We start from the raw sequence: 18,771 nt of genomic DNA on the forward strand, positions 1-18,771 counted from the left end.
GGGCAGCACCATGCACATCGACTGGTCGACGCTCGCGCTGCAGACGATCAATGCCCTCGTGCTGGTCTGGCTGCTCGCGCGATTCTTGTTCCGCCCGGTGGCGGATATCGTTGCAGCGCGTCAGAAAGCGGCGCAGGCGCTGCTTGCGGATGCGGAGGCAAACCGCCGGGCAGCGCAGGCCGAGCACGCCGCCGCACGTGACGAAACCACGCGGCTCGCGGCCTCGCGTGACGCGGCGCTTCGGGCCGCGCAAGCGGACGCCGAAACGCACAAGGCGGCCCTGCTCGTGCAGGCGCGGGCCGAAGCCGCGCAACTGCGCGCGCAAGCTGAGAGCGAAATCGAACGCGGGCGCGCTGCGCAGGCGCGCGACATCGAGGACGACGCCGTACGGCTTGCCGTCGAGATTGCGGGCCGTCTTCTCGATCGCATGCCACCGGAGGCGCGCGTGCAGGGCTTCATTGGCGCGACCGCCGAGGCCCTGGCGACACTGTCGCCCGAAACGCGCGCCGAATTTGGCGCCCAGGGCGAGCCGCTTGCGCTGGCTGCGCCGCGCGCGCTGAGCGCCGCCGAACAGCAAGCCTGCGAGGCAGCTTTCGGCGCGGTGCTCGGGCGCGACGTCACGCTGCGCGTGCGCGCTGATCCCACGCTGATTGCCGGGCTCGAACTCACGGGCGCGCACGCGGCGGTGCGCAACCATCTGCGACACGATCTCGACGCCATTCGCGAGACATTGCTGGAGCAGGGTGGTGTGCGCGGCTGAGTCCGGCGCGCGGAACTGGCTAGCGCGAGCGCAAGACGCGCTCGCTCGCGTGCACATCGCGGCCGAGGCGCAGACCAACGGCAGCGTGGCGAGCGTGGCCGACGGCGTTGCACGCGTCGCGGGGCTCGCCGATGTCGCACTCGACGAAACGGTGCGCTTCGCGAGCGGCGCGACAGGCTATGTGCGCACACTCGATGCGGATCTGGCGCATGTGGTGCTGCTCGACGGCGCGACAGGTGTGGAGGCCGGCGAGCGAGTGGAGCGTACCGGCGCCGTGCTTCAGGTGCCGGTGGGCGAGGCGCTGCTCGGGCGCGTGATCGATCCGCTTGGGCGGCCGCTCGACGGCGGCGAGCCGCTCGCCGCCGAGGCGTGGCTGCCGGTGGAACGCCCCGCGCCCGCCATCGTCGAGCGGGCCGCTGTGAGCGAGCCGCTGGAAACCGGCGTGCTGATCGTCGATGCGTTGTTCGCGATCGGGCGCGGTCAGCGCGAGCTTATTATCGGCGACCGAGCCACTGGCAAGACGTCGCTTGCCGTCGACGCGATCGTCAACCAGCGCGCGAGCGACGTGATCTGCGTGTACGTCGCCGTGGGTCAGCGCGCCACGGCCGTGCAGCGCGTGATCGACGCCGTGCGTGCGCGCGGCACGCCGCAGCGGTGCGTGTTCGTGGTGGCACCTTCTTCGGCTTCGCCTGGCATGCAATGGATCGCGCCGTTCGCAGGGTTTTCGGTCGCCGAGTATTTTCGCGACCGTGGCGAGCACGCGTTGGTCGTCATCGACGATCTTTCGAAGCACGCGGCGACACACCGCGAACTGGCGCTGCTCACCGGCGAGCCGCCTGGGCGTGAGGCCTACCCCGGCGACATCTTCTATCTGCATGCAAGGCTGCTGGAGCGTGCGGCGAGATTGAACTCCGAACTGGGCGGCGGCTCGCTCACCGCGCTGCCGATTGCCGAGACCGACGCGGGCAATCTCTCGGCGTACATTCCGACGAACCTGATTTCGATTACCGATGGCCAGCTCGTGATGGATGCGGCGCTGTTCGCGTCGAACCAGCGCCCTGCGGTCAACGTGGGATTGAGCGTGAGCCGCGTGGGCGGCAAGGCGCAAGTGAGCGCACTGCGGCAGGTGGCGGGGCAGCTGAGGATCGACTACGCGCAGTTTCTCGAGCTGGAGGTGTTCGCGCGCTTTGGCGGTCTCACGGACGCGCGTGTGAGTGCGCAGATTGCGCGCGGCGAGCGCATTCGCGCGTTGTTCGCGCAGCCGCGCTTCAACCCGCTTGGCACTGCCGGGCAGGTCGCGCTGCTCGGAGCGCTCGCCGATGGCGAGTTCGATGCGCTGCCCGTGAGCGCCGTTGCAAAGATCCGCGAGCGTCTTGTAGTTGACGATTCGGATGGCGAATCATCCCAAAACGTTGCCGCGTTGCGTGAACGGGTGCGTGAATGCATCGCGGGCATTGCAGGCGACGAAGCAAGCGCGGGCCGAATCGCGCCTGGCGAAGAGGCGATATGAGCGGCAAGCTCGGCGAGGTCGAAGCCCGGATCGGCGCGACCCATCAGCTCGAAGCCGTGGTCGGCGCCATGCGCGGGATTGCCGCGGCGCGCTCGCGCGACGCGCACGCACGGCTCGCCGGTATCCGCGCTTGCGCTGCAGCGGCGGGTGCAGCGATTGGGGACGTCCTTGCGTTTGACCCATCGAGCGCGTTGCCAGGCGCCGCGAACACGGGCGACGGCACCGAGGTGCGCATCGTCATCGGTGCGGAGCAGGGCTTCGTCGGCGGCCTCAACGACCGGATAGCGGATGAAGCCCTGCTCCGCCATCGCGAACGCGTCAGTCACTGGCTGCTGGTCGGCACCCGGCTCGTGAGCGCCTGCGCGGAGCGTGGTCTCGCGCAGGCCTGGTCGGCGCCGATGGCCGCGCATCCGGCAGCCGTTCCCCATCTCGCGGCCCGCGTGTCCGATGCGCTTTACGCCCGGCTTGCCGATGGCGAGCGCGCGACATGCGTCACGCTCACGCACGCACTGCCTGGCGAGTCGCGCGTGCACGTCGTGCAGCGCACACTCATTCCGTTCGATTTCGCGCGCTTTCACGTCACGCCGCGTGCGTTGCCGCCGCTCGTCAACGTGGCGCCCGCGCGGATTCTTGCGAGGCTCGTCGGACTTTATGTGTCGTTCGAACTGTGCGAGGCGCTGATGCTCGCGTTCGCGGCCGAGAACGAGGCACGCGTACGCGCCATGCTTGCTGCGCGCACGAACGTGCAAGCGCGGCTCACCAGCCTTTCGCAACAGTATCGTGCGATGCGTCAGGACGAGATCACCGCGGAAATCGTCGAACTGACCACCGGACGCAAGGCGGCGCGGCGCGCAATGGATTGATCGATATCAGCCGCGCGGCGTCGCGCCGAGCGATGCTTGAGGCGGAGCAACCGGTCGGAAAGCTCGAGAGGAGGTCGCAATGAAATCCGATGAAGCACTGAGAGACGAGGTGGCACGCGAACTCGCGTGGGACCCCGAGGTGGATATCTCGCGCATCGATGTCAGCGTACAGGACCGTATCGTGACGTTGTCGGGCACGGTGCCCGGTTACGCGCAAAAAATGGCCGTCCGGCGAGCTGTCGAGCGGGTGGCGGGTTGCCGCGCGATCGTCTTCGAGCTTACGGTTGCGCCGCCGCCGAAGCTTCAGCATTCGGATATCGATCTCGCCGAAGCCATCGTGGTCGCACTGCGCTGGCAGGCGGGTCTTGCCGAAAGCCAGGTTCACATAGAGGTGGATCGCGGATGCGTGACGCTCGTGGGCGAAGTGGACTGGGGCTATCAGCGCAATCTGGCCGAGAAGGTCGTTAGCCGAATGCGCGGCGTGATGGGCGTGGTCAACCGGATCTCAGTGCGCAACAGCGACGCCGTGGCCGATGTTGCGGGGCACATCTCGGCGGCGCTCGCGCGCCGCGCACAGCGGGAGTTCGCCGGCATTCATGTCACGGTCGAAGACGGCGTGGCGACGCTCAGCGGCAAGGTGTCTTCGCTGCGCGACCGTCGCGCCGCATGTGGCGCTGCCTGGGCGACGCGTGGCGTGCGGCGCGTAGTGGACGAACTGGTCGTCGAGTGAACTGGAGCGCGCGCGCGGCGATCCTCGCATGGTTGACGTGTGTCAATCGGATGGCGGCGGGCGCGCGCAGGATGAACCTGTTCGTGCTGCGGTTTTTTTAGAAGGAGCTACCGCCATGCAGAAACACCTGATCGTGGTCGCGCACCCGGTGGAAGACAGCTTCACGATGAACGTGACGCGTGACTATGTTGGCGAACTGGTCCGCATTGGCCATGACGTGCGCGTTCATGACCTGTACCGGATGGGGTTCGATCCCGTGCTCTCCGCCGAGGAGCTGACCGAGGGAAGCGATGTGCGGGTTCGCATGGCCGACGTCGTGATCGCGCAGAAAGACGTGCTCGCGGCAGACGTCGTGACGGTCGTCTATCCGCTCTGGTGGATGGCGATGCCCGCGATGATGAAGGGCTATATCGACCGCGTGTTCAGCCGCGGCTTCGCGTACGAGACCCAGCCGGACGGCGTGCACGGCTTGCTGTCGGGACGCCGTGCCGTCGTGGTGACGGTCTCGGCCGCGCCGCTGGCCTCGTTCGTGGCGGACGGCCGGTGGCAGGCGATGCAGCTGTTGCAGGATACGCATGTTTTTCGTGCGTACGGTTTCGACGTGATCGGACACCTGCACTTCGACGAAGTCGGGCCGGCAATGCCTCCCGCTACGGCCTCCGCCAACCTCGCGCGGGTGCGTGAATTTGTGCGCGGGCATTTCGCTTCGGTACCGGCGTAGTGAAACCGCAGCGGCAAGCAATCAGGAGTCGAATGCAATGAAATCAGATATGGAATTGAAGCGTGAAGTCGAGATTGAGATCGCGTGCGATCGGTCTATCCAACCGGCGACGATCGGCGTGGAGGTCTCGAATGGCCTGGTGACGCTGTCGGGCCATCCGGCGAGCTACGCGGCGAAGCTCGCCGCGCAACGGGCGGCCGCCCGGGTTGCGGGTGTGCGCGGCATCGTCGTGGAGATGGAAGTGCGCCTGCCTCGGCACGACGAACGCAGCGATGAAGAGATCGCCGGCACGGCGCGCTCGATCCTCGAATGGACCGTTGGCCTGAACAATCAGGATGTTCAATTGGAGGTCGAAAAGGGTTGTGTCACGTTGCTCGGCGAGTGTGACTGGGGGTACCAGAGCCATGCCGCGCAGCAAGCGATCGCACATTTGCGCGGTGTGAGGGCCGTGAACGACAAAATACGCATCCGCGGCGAAACGTCGGCAGAAGACATCGCACGGGGGATTCGCGCCGCGATCAGTCGGCACGGGGAGCGGGAGGCGAAACATGTCGAGATCAAGATCGATGGCAGTACGGTCACCTTGAGCGGCAAAGTCGCCTCGCACGCGGAGCGCAAGCTCGTCTACGGAGCGGCCAAAGCCACGCCGGGCGTGCATACGATCGTTGACCTCCTGAACGTCGAATGAACGAGGAAACACTCGCATGGAACGCTTCTTCCGCCGATTCGAGCGCCTCGCGTTCGGCGTGGTAACGGCCGCGGCCGTCGTCTGTACCGCCGTTCTTCTGGTCCACCGGTTCGGCGACGCGCTGGTGCGGGACTTCGAGCCCTTGCACGCGACGAGCGCGGACGGCCCGTTCGCGCTCGTGTGTAAAGAGGGGCGTCACGCTGGCTCGTGCGAACAGTTGCTTGCCGTATGGACGGAGGTGCAATGAACGCCGCCACGCTGTGTACACGTGAAGTCGCCACCTGCGACCCGCACACCTCCATCGTCGAAGCCGCGGCGAGAATGCGCGCGCTGCACGCGGGCGATCTGGTCGTCGTGCGAGATGACGGGGGCGTGCGCGTGCCGCTTGGTGTGCTGACCGATCGGGACATCGTGCTGGCGGTGGTGAGCCCTGACGCGGCCGCGGACAAGCTGTACGCCGGCGACGTGATGTCGACGCCTGCGCTGGTCGCCGATGACGGCGACGATATCTGGCTGCTCGCCAGGCGAATGCGCCTTCATGGGGTGCGCCGGTTGCCCGTGGTCGGCGCAGGCGGCGAACTGATCGGCATCGTTTCGCTCGACGATCTGATGCACGCGGCCGCCAGCCTGTTTGACGAGCTGCGCCTCATTTCGGCGCGCCAGCCTCATCTCGAAGTGAAGCGCCGCACGTTGTGCTCGTGGTTTGCATCGGTGAAACATGATGGAGGTCGCCTTGAACGCACCATCTCGCATACTCGTGGTCTTCTATTCGCGCAGCGAGACGACGGCGGAGATTGCCGGGCGGCTCGCTGCCGAACTCGAAGGGGATTACGAACGGCTGTACGAAGTCGAAGTCCGGCGCCGTGCCGGTCCCCTGGGTTTCCTGCTTTCGATCCTCGACGTGGTTCGCAAGCGCCCCGCGCACCTGCAACCGATGAGCCATACGCTCGCCAACTACGACGTCATCCTGGTCGGTACGCCGGTATGGGCGGCGCGCGCTTCAACGCCGGTGGCGACGTGGCTCTCGCTGCACTGGCACCAGATGCGCACGGTGGCGTTCTTTTGCACGATGGGCGGCCGCGGCAGTGAAGAGGCATTCGCGCAGATGGCGCAGCTCGCGCGGCGTGCGCCGATTGCAACCTGTGCGATCTCCACGCGAGACTTGCAGACCGACGCGGCAGTCGAGAAGGTTTCCGGCTTCGTGCTGGCGATCAAGGACGCACTCGCCGCGCACGAGCATGAGGCGGTGCCCAGATGAGCCGTGCTTAGGAGCAAGGTATGCGCGAGCAGCGTTTCGATTATGTGCTGGCAGGCGGCGGCATTGCGAGCGTGACCGCTGCTCGCTCGTTGCGGCATGAGGAGCCGGGTGCGAGCATCGCGATCCTGTGTGGCGAACCCGTGCTCCCGTACCGGCGGCCGCCGCTCACAAAGGGCTTCCTCACGGGCAAGGCCGGTGCCGCGCGGGTCACCATACACCCGGCGGACTTCTACGAGAAACAGAACATTGCCGTGCTGCTGCACGCGCGGGCCGTGGCGCTCGATCGTGACGCGCACCTCGTGCAGCTCGAAGATGGCACCACGGTGGGCTACGGGAAGCTGCTCATCGCGACGGGTGCCTCCCCGCACGTGCTCGATGTTCCCGGTGCCGCGCTTGCGGGCGTGCACGGCCTGCACGATATCGGGGACGCAGCGGCGTTGCGAACGGACGCGGCGGGAAAACGCCGGGCGCTTGTGGTCGGCGCGGGATTCGTGGGCGTCGAGGCCGCGGCGGCGTTGTGCGAGCTGGGCCTCGAGGTCACGCTCATCGAACGCGGCGGGCAGATGCTGCCGCAATTGCATTCCCCCTTGCTCTCGGCGCATTTCAGTCAACTCTGCGCGGATCACGGCATCGAGGTGCTGACCGGGCTCACCGTGGAGCGCTTTACGGGCAACGACACACTCGCGGGCGCGGTGCTCAGCGACGGCCGCGCGCTCGCGTGTGAACTGGCCGTAGTTGCGACGGGCGTGGAGCCGAACTGCGGATTTCTTGCGGGCAGCGGCCTCGAGCTGAACGACGGTGTGATCGTCGACGAGTGCCTGCAATCGTCCGACCCGGACATCTATGCCGCGGGCGATGTGGCGAACTTCCCCGATGCGGTGCGAGGTGCGCGCCGGCGTGTCGAGCACTGGGACAATGCGGTGCGTCAGGGACGCGTCGCCGCTCGCAACATGCGCGGCGCACGTATGCCGTACCGCGATGTTTCGATCTTCTATGGGGACGTTTTCGACGTGCCCTATAACTTTATCGGCGACCCGTCCGATGCGCAGGCAGTTGTCGAGCGTGGCGAGTTTGCGCGGCCGCCATATTTGCTGTTATTCATGAAGCACAATGTGCTGCGGGCGATGTTCTCGATCGGCGCGCCGGCCGACGACGCGGTCGCCGCCGAAGAGATGATCCGCCACCGGCGCAATCTCGCGAACTGCGGCGCGGTGCTGGCGCATGCGGACTCGCGTCTCGGTGCGCTACCTTCGCAGACCGTGCTTATCCTGCAGGGCGGCGGTGCGCTCGGCGCGTTCGAAAGCGGGGCGATCGGTGCACTGGAGTCGCAGGGGGTTCGCCCCGACATCGTATCGGCTGTGTCGATTGGCGCGTTCAACGGCGCAATCGTCGCAAGCCATCCTGGCGAGGCGGTGGCGGCGCTCAATGCCTTCTGGCGCGACCTGTCGATCGAGGGGCTCGCCGCGCCGCGCACGTGCGCGCATCTGCGACAGACCGAACTGGCCTGGCATCTCGCGCTTTTTGGCGTACCGAATTTCATGCGCCCGCGCTGGTGGATGGGGGCGCCTCGCATCGGCAGCATCTCGCCGTGGTGGACGAGCTACTACGACACGCAGCCGATGCTCGCGCTCTTGCGACGCTACGTCGACTTCGATGCGCTGGCTGCGAGCCCGACGCGCCTGCTGCTTGGCGCCGTGGATGTCGCAAGCGGCGAGCGGCGCATTTTCGACAGCTACGTCGACCGGTTGACGCCCGAGCATCTGCTCGCAAGCGGCAGCCTGCCGCCTGCCATGCCGTGGACGACGGTGGAGGGCCGCGCATACTGGGACGGTGGCGTCGTCAGCAACTCGCCGCTCGACCTCGTGATCGAGCGCTGCGGCCAGGTCGCGGGACGCGTATTCGTCGTCGATCTGTTTTCCGGGGCGCGGCCGCTGCCGTCGAATCTCTTCGAGGTGATGCTGCGCCGCGACGAGATTGTCTATGCAGACCGCGTGCGCAACGATTTGCGCTTCGAAGAGAACGCCAATGACTTCCGCGATCTCGTCGAGCGTGTCACCGCCCAGCTCGACGCTGCGGCTGCCGCGCGCGTGCGGCAGTCGCCCGAGTACATCCGTCTGATGGGCAACCACGCGCCGGGCCAAATCCACCGTATATCGCTCGATGGCGCGGCCTTGGACAGATCGACGTTTGCGCGCGACTTCGATTTTTCGGCGGAGTCGATCGCGTCGCTGCAGGCGCTTGGCCGCGCGGCGGCGCTGGCGGTGCTCGACCTGGACGAACCTGAGTTGCGCATGGGGCAGGCGGCCTCGGACTACGAAGACGAGGTGTGCCAATAGCGCGCGCCAACGCGCACGAGCATGCGAGGCACCCGATGCAATATTTCGACGTGTGCAACGGCGACGCGGACGGTTTGTTCGCGCTGCATCAACTGCGCCTCGCAACACCGCGCAATGCGGTGCTGATCACGGGGCCAAAGCGCGACAACGCGCTGCTAGCGCGGGTCACCGCGAGCCCCGGCGACCATGTGACTGCCCTCGACCTCTCTTTCGATGCCAATCGCGCCGCCGTACTCGCGCTGCTGGCGCGCGGCGTGACGATCGACTATATCGACCATCACGTCGCCCGCGAATTGCCGCGGCACCCGTTGCTGCATACGGATATCGATACGGCGTCCGACGTCTGCACGAGCGTCCTCGTCGACCGGCGGTTGCGCGGGCGCTATCGCGCGTGGGCGGTTGCCGCGACGTTCGGCGACAATCTGCCGGGCGCGGCCCACCGGCTCGCACAGCTCGCGGGCATCGATCCGGACGACGAAGCAACCCTGCGCGAACTGGGTGAGAACGTGAATTACGCGGGCTACGGAGACTCGATCGGCGATCTGCTGATTGAACCTGCGGCGCTCTACACGCTGCTCGAGCCGTACGCGCAGCCGCTCGACTTCGCCGGGGCCTGCCCGCTGCTCGCAACGCTTGGGCAAGCGCGGCGCGAGGACCTGACACTCGCGTGCGCGCAGCGCCCGGCGGCAACATCGGCGGGTATCGAGGTCTTTACGCTGCCGGGCGAGCGCTGGGCGCGCCGGGTGCGTGGCGCCTTCGCGAATCAGCTTGCGCTGGCGGCCCCCCAGCGCGCGCATGCGGTACTCACACCCACAGCCGAGGGCTATTGGACCGTGAGCGTGCGCGCGCCACTTGCGACGGCATTTGGCGCGGACAGTTTTTGCCGCCGTTTTGGCGGAGCGGGGCGCGCGGGGGCTGCAGGCATAGGCCGCTTGCCTTACGTGGCGTTCGATGCGTTCGTTGCCGCGTTTCATCAGGCATACGAAATGTCAGCGTGAGTCGGCGTGGGTCGACGTGACCGGCACGCTTGATCCTCTGGCCGCACGCGCAATGCGTGGCTGCGCGCGTGCGGGCGTCAGCGCGCCAGATCGGGGTAGAGCCGCGCGCACACCGCGACGAGCACGACAAGGGTGGCCGCGAGCACACCGGCGTCCAGGACGAGTCCTGGACCTGCGACGCTCGCAAAGCCCGGCAGCAATAGCCGCCGCAATGCGTCGACCTGATAGCTCAGCGGGTTTGCCTCGGAGACGATCTGCAGCGCGCGCGGCATCAACGAGGTCGGATAGATCGCATTGCTCGCGAAAAAGAGCGGCATCGTGAGGACCTGTCCGACGCCCATGAAGCGCTCGCGCGTCTTCACGATGCAGGCAATGATGAGCGAGAAGCTGGAAAAGACCGCCGCCCCGAGCACGACGAAGAACCCGACGCCTGCTATCGAAACCGGGCCGACACGCAAATGCACGCCGATCGCGAGCGCAAGCAGCATGACGACCGCGGCCTGCACGAGCGCGCGCACGCCACCGCCTAGCGACTTGCCGAGCACGAGCGCCGCGCGCGGCGTGGGGCTGGCGAGCAGTTTGTGAACGATACCGAGATCGCGCTCCCAGATCACCGAAATGCCGTTGAAGATCGCGATGAACAACACGCTTTGCGCGAGGATGCCCGGCGTGAGGAAGTCGAGATAGGGCGCGCCGCCCGTGTCGATCACGCGGCCCCGGCTCATGACCTGCCCGAACACAAGCAGCCACAGAACGGGCTGCACCGCGCGTGTCGCCAGTTCGGTCGGATCATGGCGCAGCTTGCGCACCTCCATCGCGCCGATCGCGAGGGTCTTGGCCACGAACGAAACCAGCGGCGCGCGTGGCGCGTCGCCCACACTGGCTTGCATCGGGTCACCCGAGGCGTTGACTGGTTCGGCGGGTCTGGGAGACTTCATCGTAAGCTCCGATGAGGGGTGCCTCGTCGCGCGTGTAGTGCTCGAACACGTCCTCGAAGCTCGCGTTCGGACCGATCGCTGCGCGTAGCGCGGCAGGCGTGCCGATGGCGGCCACGCGCCCACGGCTCATGATGGCGACGCGCCGGCACAAGTGCTCGGCTTCCTCCAGGTAGTGCGTGGTGAGCAAGATCGCGGCGTTAAAGCGCGACTGCAGGCGCTCGACCTGCTCCCAGACCGACTGCCGGGCGACGGGATCGAGCCCGACCGTCGGCTCGTCGAGGAACAGCACGCGCGGGCGGTGCAGCGTGGACTGCGCAATTTCGAGCCGGCGGATCATGCCGCCCGAGTAGGTCTTCACGAGTCGGTGCGCGGCTTCCTTCAACCCCATGAAGGCAAGGGCGCGACCAATACGCTCGGCCCGCTCGGCGCGCGGAATATCGTAGAGCTGGGCAAACACGAGCAGGTTTTCGTAGCCGGTGAGATCGCCGTCTGCGGAAAGGGCCTGCGGAACGTAACCAATCATCTGCCGCACGCGGGCGGACTGGCGCACGATGTCGAAGCCGCATACCGTTGCCGAGCCGGCGCTTGGCGGCAGCAAGGTGGTGAGCATCTTGATGACCGTCGATTTGCCGGCGCCGTTGCGGCCCAGGAGCCCGAAGGTCTCGCCGGCGTCGACTGAAAGCGTCAGCGCATCGACCGCAGTCACCTCGCCGAAGCGGCGGCAAAGCGCGTGGGTTTCGATGACGGGAGGGGACATGGCTCGCTGGCGCGCCGGGCGGTGTAGGGCTACGGTGCTTGCATGGTGGCAGTCGCCGGTGCGCGCCAGTTGATCTGGCTCAACCGCGAGCCACCTCTGCGGCGCGTGTGCGGCCTCACCCCGATACGACGCCGGAATTGCGCGGCATGGCGCGCTGCCGCAGCCGGGCCGCCTCCGCATGCATGAACAGCGCCAGCAGCGCCGGATGCACATCGTCGCGCCAGCGATCGCCCGTAAAGAGTCCGTAATGATCGCAACCCTCTACATCAAGCCGCTGGCGCGCTGCTGCCGCGATGCCACTGCACATCCGCAGAGCCGCATGCGTTTGTCCGGCGCCCGTGACGGCATCGCGCGTGCCTTCGGCGGTCAGCAACTCGAGGTCCCGCAGCGCGGCGGGGTCGACGATCGTACCGCCTACACGCCATGCGCGCTGTGCGAGCATGGCGCGATGGAACACGATGTCCACGGTATCGAGAAAATATTCGGCGGGCATGTCGAGCAGCGCGGTGTACTCGATCAATGCGCGGCGTGCCTCGGCGAGCGCGCCGGCGTCGCCGTGCGCGGTGGCCTTTGCATAGCGGTCGACCAGCGCCACATAGCGATGCGGGTAGACGATCGCGATCTCGGCCCGCTGCAGGTAGGTTGGAAACACGCGCCGGCCATGCCCGGCGAACGCGGCCGGTACGATATCGATCAGGTGGCGCTGGCACCAGTCGAGCGAATGCGATGCGGCCGCGATGCCGAGCGTGCTCGGATTGACGCGCGCGTCGAGCGGGCCGCCTATCAGCGCGACGCTCGCGGGCGGCGCACAAGCGCGTTGCGCGCGCAGCGCCAGCGCGCCGAGCGCAGGAAACGTGGACTGGCACACGGCCACGATATGCAGGGGCCGGGAGTCCCGCGCAAGCGTGTCGATGAAGGCGTCGAGCATCGCCACGTATTCTTCGAGGCCGAAACGGCCGGCGGACAGCGGTACGTCGCGTGCATTGATCCAGTCGGTGAGGTAGACGTCGCCGTCGGCAAGCAGCGTCTCAACGGTCTCCCGCATCATGACGGCCGCGTGGCCGGCCAGCGGCGTGCACAGCAGGACGGTGCGCGCGGACCGCGCGCGCGCAAACCGCCGCAGGTCGCAGAACGGCGTATGCGCGACGATACGTTCGTCAACTTCGCAATGGCGCCCATCGATCGCGATCGAGCGGATCGCAAACGGCGGCGGCTCCTCCACGAGGCCGAGCAGGGGTTCGAACAGATCCGCATAGCAGGACGAGGCGGCATGCGCGAGCGGCGGCGCAGGCCACGCCTCGCACGCATGGCGCGCGTACTGCGCCGCGGCGCGCCATGCACGCAGCCATTCACGCTGTTGTTCGAGAAGGGCGTACCACATTGTTGGCCTCGGACCATCCGATCCCGATTACCGACTTTCCGGGATTTCGTGAACACACGAGCGCATCGTACGTGCAAGCAGCGGCCGCAGCCTCGCAAGCGAGCGCGTGTTCAGCACGTCAGGTTTTCCCAGCCATCCACGGCGTGCCTGGTTGACGCCGTAGCGCAAATTGTCGAGTTCGGCCACGCGATGCGCGTCGGAGTCGATCGAAACCAGAACACCATGATCAGGCCGTCGAGCAGGCTGTCGGACGATGCCTGCAACACGACCGTGCGTGTTGGGCCGCGCAGGGTGAGCAGGCGTTTGTCGCGATCGACCTCAACCGCGGTCGTCACCGCTTCGACGCGGTACATGGACAGTGACGACCGCAAGGACGGGCCCGTTGCGTACCCTTTGTCGATGCGCTCGCGAATGCCACTCGAACTGGACTTGTCGGCGCGTAGCAGCAGCGCACGGCTGAACGTTGCGGACACCATGTCGCCGAGTTGCAGGTTCCCGACATTGCCGATATTGCGGTCGACCATCACTTCGTACGACTCGCCATTGCCTTCGAGCAGGGTGATGCTGTTGCGTCCGGTGTCGATTGGCATGACGACCGCTTTCGCATGCTTGACGCTGGTGCCGGAAAACGCGTTCGCGGACTCGGCGTTCGGCGCGGTTTTGTCGCCTGGCTCAGCCTGCACTTGTGGCGTGCCTGCCGTGGCTATTGCGAGCGCCGCCGCGCCAAGAAGGAAACTGCATCGCCATCCACGGCTCATGGTGCGTTCTCCGTGTTTGCTGTAGCCATTTCGAGCGCGGCCGTGTCGGCGTTCGATGTCATTCGACCGCCGGGAAGCAGGCGAGCGCTTGACCTGCATCAATTCAATCGCCGCGGCTTCGCTTGACGTCCAGACCCTGCATGTAGGCCAACCTTATCCCGGGAAGGGGCGTGTCGATTGACGTGCATCAACGCTCCGGGTCTCCGCAGGGAAAGAATGGAGCAGCAGGTGGCGGAGCGGCTACGCCTCGCGTCGCTTTCCCATCCGTGAAATATCGAGAAAGACACGCTCGTGGACCGATGAAGGTAGACATGATCAAGAACGTTGATACAGCTGAAAAAATCCGCACGGAGATACTGCGCCGAGTTCAGGAAAACGCGGATCTCGGCGATAGGTGCCGTGATTGTGAGATCCCGATTCCGCGCAGAGTCGATCCGGTGGAGAACGGTGGCTGCAATTGGGTCATCGACGAGTTTCGCGGGATTGCGCAGGAGTGCATGGCGCCTTTGAAGGCGGTGATCGCCCAAATGATGCGTGAATACGATCTGCGCTGAGATCACACACGTCGTACGCCATTCGCGGCACGAAATGGCCGAGGAGAACCGATGCACGTCGAAAGCAGGACACGGTCCGACATCTTGATGCAATGGCTCGGCCGCCTGAAGGAACACCCGCTCGCGCGGGTCGGGCCGGGGTTGATCACCGGTGTGGCGGACGACGACCCCAGTGGCATTGCCGCGTATTCCCAGGCTGGCGCGCAGTTTGGTCTTGGCATGCTGTGGACGATGCCGCTCGCCTTCCCGTTGATGGCGGCGGTTCAGTCAATGTGCGCCAATCTCGGCAGTGTTACGGGCGAGGGGCTGGCCGCCAACATCAAGGCCGTGTTTCCACCGATCGTGCTTTACAGCGTGGTGGCGCTGCTGCTCGCCGCCAATACGCTCAACATCGCAGCCGACGTGGCCGCCTTGGGCGAAGCCGCTGAACTGGTGACCGGCGTCGACCGCCGCCTGATGACGACATCCTTCGTTCTGGCGACGCTGCTGCTTCAGGTGTTCGTGCCTTATCACCGCTACGTGTTCTTCCTGAAGTGGCTGACGCTTTCGCTGCTCGCCTACGCCGCAGTGCTATTTACGGTTCACGTGCCCTGGCGACAAGTGGCACTACGCACCGTGTGGCCGCACTTCACGCCCGATGCGTCTTCGGCGGCCGTTGTGCTCGGCGTGTTCGGCACCACCATTAGCCCGTACCTGTTTTTCTGGCAGGCATCCGAAGAAGTCGAGGACATGCAGGCAAAACGCGATAGTGCGCCGCTCGTGACCGATCCCGGTGCCGCTTCCACCGAATTGCGGCGCATTCGTTGGGATACGTGGAGCGGCATGTTCTATTCGGACATCACGGCATGGTTCATCATTCTCGCCACGGGTGTGACGCTGCATATCGCCGGCGTAACCGACATCAACACGGCGGGACAGGCAGCGAGCGCGCTGCGCCCGCTTGCCGGCGACTTCGCGTATCTCCTCTTCGCGGTGGGCATTTTCGCAGTCGGGCTGATCAGCGTGCCTGTGCTTGCCGGATCGGGGGCCTACGCGCTCTCCGAGGCGGTGGGGTGGAAGGAGGGACTCGAGCGCCGTGTGGCCGACGCGCGCGGCTTCTACGGCATCATCGCGGTGAGCGTGCTCGTTGCGCTCGCCCTGCAGTACTCGCCAATCAGCCCCATGCGCGCGCTGTTCTGGAGTGCGGTCATCAATGGAATGGTCGCCGTGCCGCTCATGGTCGTGGTCATCGTCCTCGTGTCGAAACGCACGGTCATGGGTCCGTTCACCGCAAGCCGGCCGGTGCTCGCGCTCGGTTGGGCCGCGACCGCCGTGATGGGCGTCGCGGCCCTCTCAATGTTCATTCCGCGTTAGCGGATGCCGTGGTCGGCGCGCTCGCTCGCGAGGCGAGTCAGGCCGACACGGTCGCCGCGCGATTCGCTGGCGTTTCATGCTGCAGCTGCGCCGCCCGCAACGGCACGAGGAGCACGGGGCGACGGGCGAGGCGCAGCACGCGCTCCGCTACGCTGCCGAGCATCAGCCGACGCACGCCACGCCGACCGTGGGTGCCCATGACGATCAGGTCTGCATGCCAGTTTGCGGCGACCCGCTCGATGCACTCCGCGACGTCTTCGGCACCCAGTTCGACTTCGGCCGTACGGGGCGTGCCGGTTACCCCCTCGCTTGTCATGCGCGCCTGAGCATCGGTGCAGACGATGCGGCCTTGTTCGATGAACGCATCCCGCGCGACGGACGGATCAAAGCCCGGTACCTCGTACACGATAACGGGGATGTCGATCACGTAAAGCGGCTGGAGTTCTGCGCCGGTAGCGTGAGCGAGATCCATGGCGGCATCGAGCGCGGCGCAGGCCGTCTCGCTACCGTCGAGCGGGACAAGGATTCGAGAATACATGGTGTCCTCCTGACTCAATGCGGGTGGGTAGTGCGGTTGCTCGCTGCGCCAGGCAAGCGTGAGCGAGGATCGAGCGTGACCCGTCAGACGTGCCGACATGCAGTTCCGTCGCACACGGCCGGGGCGCAATGCATGCCAGGAATCTTGTCGCCGCGCGCAAGTTGGTGCTTGACGTATATCAACCGGCAGGCGTTCGCGCGCCCGAAAATGGGTTTGCCTGTGCCAGACGTGCAGTCGTACCTGGCTGCGTAGATCGGTACGTTCTAACCGGAGAGCGAGATGCCCGGCACTTTTCTCCCACAGTTCCCGTGTGAAAGAGGGTAAATCATGATCCGCTCGGAATTCAGGATCGCGCTCGCCGCGATTGCCGTCTTCGCTGCGCTAGTTGGGCTCTATCTGGTTCTCGACGGTCTCGTGTTCGACGCCTGGGCGAAGTTTCGCTATGGGGCCGCAATGCTGATTTCCGGTGTGGCTGGCTTCGTCGTGCTGCTCAATCCCGGCCCGACCGACCATGCATAGCCAGCCGCGCCCGGCCGGCGGTCTGCACTTCGGATCGCGTCCATGTTTAAGCGTTCTGTGCAGAACGTCGGAACGTCTGAATGCAAGGTGATCATGGTCGAAGGGAAATAGCCGCGCGGCAGCGCCCCGTTCGCGCTTGACTCGCGCTATTGGCTGGGCGCCATGAATCCCGGCAAACCAACCTGTTCGGGGTGTTGCGGAACGCGCCGCAGGCCTTCAGTGTGGATACCCATTGCGGCAAGCCGGCGTACCAGGCTGGCGTACACGTCGTCATCCATGTCCGGCGTACGGGACAGAATCCAGATCGGGCTGCCATCCTCTGCGCAGCGCACGGTGTAGCGGTAGTCGGGGTCCACGTAGACCGTGAGGACGACCACATCGAACGGCCACAAGATCGTGACTCGCCATTTCCCGCCGCCGCTGCCTGGCACGGTGTGCGCGACCAGTGTGCCGCCGGTCAACGGCTGGTCGAAGCCGTAGCGCCTGCCGTAGTAGTTGTCGTCGATCCTGCCATCCGGGCGCAGTTCCCAGTCCGCGTAGCTGCCAACGTACTCACGTTCGTTCAAGTACGGCACGGTGGCAATGGTGTACCAGCGCCCCATGTAACGCGTCAGGTCGACCGGCACGGCTTGCAGCACCGGCGGCGGCGTTTTTTCGAAGATCGCTTGCGGAGCGTTGCCCGTGCTTTGGGTTGCGCAAGCCGCAAGGAGAAAAGCGAGTCCTGTTATTGCCGCAACGCGCAGGAGATAGCCGGTACCGGCATTGGACCCGGCTGCGGTGCCGGCAATGCTTCGCTCGCCTGAAGATTCGCTGTGCGTTGGCATCGTATTGCGATCGTGGCCGTTGCGCGAGGAAGGTCGGCCGCGCGAGGTGCAATGCACACTCAGCGGCCACCGCGCACGATACGCACACGGCGGGTTCCGAAAAGAAGGGGGCGCCACGTTTCACGATCGGACTACCGTCTGGTGGGTCTCCGCGACGCGGTTGCAGGCCCGATCGGTACGCGTGTCTCATGGCCGGGCCGCACGTCTTAAGCGGAAGGACCGCCTCACAACCGCGCTTCGAGCACAGTGTGACGGGTGCATCCTTCGGTGCTCAGGCATGTCAGGCCCCACGCGGCCAGCGAACGCGCGTTCCCGTAACTTGCCGCTGCCGGGACCGCTTGAATGCGCAGAAACGTGGCGCTTGGTATCAGGATGGATCAGATCGCGGCGCATGAACTGATCCAGGTCAATCGTGTAGCGCATTGTCATGTGAGCGCGTGCTGTGCGGCCAGACTGGGGTAGTCGTTATAGCCCGCTGCACCGCCGCGGAAAGTATGTGGCGGACGTGTTTTACGAGGCACTCCTTGATCACCGCGGCCTTGCGCATGAGAGAGGCCTAGCGTCGCCGATAACCCAACAGGCGTAGCAGCATCAGAAATAGGTTGAGAAAGTCGAGATAGAGCGCGAGCGCGCCAATGATAGCCGTCTTGCCAGCGATGACATCGTCTTCGTCCGCGACATACAGGTTCCTGATTCGCTGCGTGTCGTATGCGGTGAGAGCTGTGAAAACAAGCACGCCGATCACGGAAACGGTGAACTGCAGTGCAGTGGAAGCGAGGAAAAGGTTCACGAGACCTGCGGTCACGATGCCGAGCAGCCCCATGAACAGAAACGAGCCGAAGCGTGAAAGGTCCGCTCGCGTGGTGTAACCGTAGACACTCGTTGCGGCGTAGGTAGCGGCAGCGATCACGAACACGCGCGCGATGCTCTCCCCGGTGTAGACAAGAAATATGCCGGAAAGTGACAGGCCGACCAGGGCGGCATAGGCCCAGAACCCTGTCTGCGCCGCGGCCTCGGTCATGCGCTCGATCCGCCAGCTCAACAATGCGACCACGGCCAGCGGCGCGAGCAGAACGATCCAGAAGAGGGGGGTTGCGGCGATGGAGACATAGACTCCGCTCACTGCCCCGACATAGGCCATGACGCCGGTCAGCACGAGGCCACCGGCCATGTAGTTGTAGACGCGCAGCAAGTGGCGCCTGAGGCCGCAATCGCCTTGCTCCCACCCGCGTGGCAAGTTTCCTGGCCCCGTGCGGCCAGCGAAGTCATTTCCCATCGTCCATCT

The 18,771-nt window shown here is 65.8% G+C and carries 19 protein-coding genes and 2 pseudogenes; 14 read left to right on the plus strand and 7 right to left on the minus strand.

Translation table 11 applies throughout. From position 1 onward, the window contains the following. Positions 1-10: 10 nt before the first annotated feature. The 11 genes and pseudogenes from U5A58_RS26150 (at position 11) to U5A58_RS26200 (ending at position 9,864) form a co-directional block, all read left to right on the plus strand. Positions 11-760 (plus strand): F0F1 ATP synthase subunit B, encoded by a 750-nt coding sequence (locus U5A58_RS26150; protein ID WP_321915691.1) that lies wholly within the window; start codon positions 11-13, stop codon positions 758-760. Then, complete coding sequence (locus U5A58_RS26155; RefSeq protein WP_415774293.1) at positions 747-2,270, plus strand: F0F1 ATP synthase subunit alpha; 1,524 nt, start codon at positions 747-749, stop codon at positions 2,268-2,270. Before U5A58_RS26150 ends, U5A58_RS26155 begins: the two co-directional genes overlap by 14 nt. Continuing rightward, positions 2,267-3,133 (plus strand): FoF1 ATP synthase subunit gamma, encoded by an 867-nt coding sequence (locus U5A58_RS26160; protein WP_321915689.1) that lies wholly within the window; start codon positions 2,267-2,269, stop codon positions 3,131-3,133. Before U5A58_RS26155 ends, U5A58_RS26160 begins: the two co-directional genes overlap by 4 nt. A 79-nt stretch (positions 3,134-3,212) precedes the next feature. Beyond that, positions 3,213-3,863, plus strand: coding sequence for a BON domain-containing protein (locus U5A58_RS26165; protein WP_321963596.1), 651 nt, complete (start codon positions 3,213-3,215; stop codon positions 3,861-3,863). Between the two features lie 115 nt (positions 3,864-3,978). Then, positions 3,979-4,584, plus strand: a complete 606-nt coding sequence (locus U5A58_RS26170; RefSeq protein ID WP_321915687.1) for an NAD(P)H-dependent oxidoreductase — start codon at positions 3,979-3,981, stop codon at positions 4,582-4,584. A 37-nt stretch (positions 4,585-4,621) separates the two neighbouring features. Beyond that, the gene (locus tag U5A58_RS26175; protein ID WP_321915729.1) at positions 4,622-5,272 is read left to right on the plus strand and encodes a BON domain-containing protein; all 651 of its coding nucleotides are present in this window, start codon (positions 4,622-4,624) and stop codon (positions 5,270-5,272) included. 16 nt (positions 5,273-5,288) lie between these two features. Then, positions 5,289-5,519 (plus strand): hypothetical protein, encoded by a 231-nt coding sequence (locus U5A58_RS26180; protein ID WP_321915686.1) that lies wholly within the window; start codon positions 5,289-5,291, stop codon positions 5,517-5,519. Then, a pseudogene (locus U5A58_RS26185) lies at positions 5,516-5,833 on the plus strand (CBS domain-containing protein); the annotation flags it as partial. The gene U5A58_RS26180 and the pseudogene U5A58_RS26185, both read left to right, overlap by 4 nt. A 172-nt stretch (positions 5,834-6,005) precedes the next feature. Further along, entirely contained in the window at positions 6,006-6,530 is a 525-nt protein-coding gene (locus U5A58_RS26190; RefSeq protein WP_321915685.1) for a flavodoxin family protein, read from the plus strand. A 20-nt stretch (positions 6,531-6,550) separates the two neighbouring features. After that, positions 6,551-8,866, plus strand: a complete 2,316-nt coding sequence (locus U5A58_RS26195; protein WP_321915684.1) for an FAD-dependent oxidoreductase — start codon at positions 6,551-6,553, stop codon at positions 8,864-8,866. 35 nt (positions 8,867-8,901) lie between these two features. Then, a complete protein-coding gene (locus U5A58_RS26200) occupies positions 8,902-9,864 on the plus strand; it encodes an acetyltransferase (RefSeq protein ID WP_321963597.1) in 963 nt (320 codons plus the stop codon). A 77-nt stretch (positions 9,865-9,941) separates the two neighbouring features. Here the strand turns inward: U5A58_RS26200 and U5A58_RS26205 are convergent, their stop codons facing one another. The 4 genes and pseudogenes from U5A58_RS26205 to U5A58_RS26220 form a co-directional block, all read right to left on the minus strand. Next, entirely contained in the window at positions 9,942-10,802 is an 861-nt protein-coding gene (locus tag U5A58_RS26205; RefSeq protein WP_321915682.1) for an ABC transporter permease, read from the minus strand. Next, entirely contained in the window at positions 10,759-11,559 is an 801-nt protein-coding gene (locus U5A58_RS26210; RefSeq protein WP_321915681.1) for an ATP-binding cassette domain-containing protein, read from the minus strand. Before U5A58_RS26210 ends, U5A58_RS26205 begins: the two co-directional genes overlap by 44 nt. A 115-nt stretch (positions 11,560-11,674) precedes the next feature. Beyond that, positions 11,675-12,940, minus strand: a complete 1,266-nt coding sequence (gene phaZ / locus U5A58_RS26215) for a polyhydroxyalkanoate depolymerase (RefSeq protein WP_321915680.1) — start codon at positions 12,938-12,940, stop codon at positions 11,675-11,677. Between the two features lie 27 nt (positions 12,941-12,967). Beyond that, positions 12,968-13,162 (minus strand): annotated as a pseudogene (locus U5A58_RS26220) (hypothetical protein); the annotation flags it as partial. Between the two features lie 847 nt (positions 13,163-14,009). On the opposite strand from U5A58_RS26220, the gene U5A58_RS26225 reads away from it, so the two are divergent. Both U5A58_RS26225 and U5A58_RS26230 read left to right on the plus strand, forming a co-directional pair. Next, complete coding sequence (locus U5A58_RS26225) at positions 14,010-14,252, plus strand: hypothetical protein (RefSeq protein ID WP_321915679.1); 243 nt, start codon at positions 14,010-14,012, stop codon at positions 14,250-14,252. A gap of 51 nt (positions 14,253-14,303) precedes the next feature. Beyond that, complete coding sequence (locus tag U5A58_RS26230; protein ID WP_321915678.1) at positions 14,304-15,605, plus strand: divalent metal cation transporter; 1,302 nt, start codon at positions 14,304-14,306, stop codon at positions 15,603-15,605. A 37-nt stretch (positions 15,606-15,642) separates the two neighbouring features. Here U5A58_RS26230 and U5A58_RS26235 read toward each other — a convergent pair whose 3' ends face one another. Continuing rightward, entirely contained in the window at positions 15,643-16,143 is a 501-nt protein-coding gene (locus tag U5A58_RS26235) for a universal stress protein (protein ID WP_321915677.1), read from the minus strand. 327 nt (positions 16,144-16,470) lie between these two features. On the opposite strand from U5A58_RS26235, the gene U5A58_RS26240 reads away from it, so the two are divergent. After that, a complete protein-coding gene (locus U5A58_RS26240; RefSeq protein ID WP_321915676.1) occupies positions 16,471-16,662 on the plus strand; it encodes a DUF2964 family protein in 192 nt (63 codons plus the stop codon). 146 nt (positions 16,663-16,808) lie between these two features. On the opposite strand, the gene U5A58_RS26245 is transcribed toward U5A58_RS26240, so the two are convergent. Together U5A58_RS26245 and U5A58_RS26250 are read right to left on the minus strand one after the other, a co-directional pair. Next, the gene (locus U5A58_RS26245; protein ID WP_321915675.1) at positions 16,809-17,486 is read right to left on the minus strand and encodes a lipocalin family protein; all 678 of its coding nucleotides are present in this window, start codon (positions 17,484-17,486) and stop codon (positions 16,809-16,811) included. Between the two features lie 556 nt (positions 17,487-18,042). Next, the gene (locus tag U5A58_RS26250; protein WP_321915674.1) at positions 18,043-18,762 is read right to left on the minus strand and encodes a Bax inhibitor-1/YccA family protein; all 720 of its coding nucleotides are present in this window, start codon (positions 18,760-18,762) and stop codon (positions 18,043-18,045) included. Between the last annotated feature and the right edge of the window lie 9 nt (positions 18,763-18,771).

This window comes from Paraburkholderia sp. J7 (genome assembly GCF_905220155.1).
Taxonomy (GTDB): domain Bacteria; phylum Pseudomonadota; class Gammaproteobacteria; order Burkholderiales; family Burkholderiaceae; genus Paraburkholderia.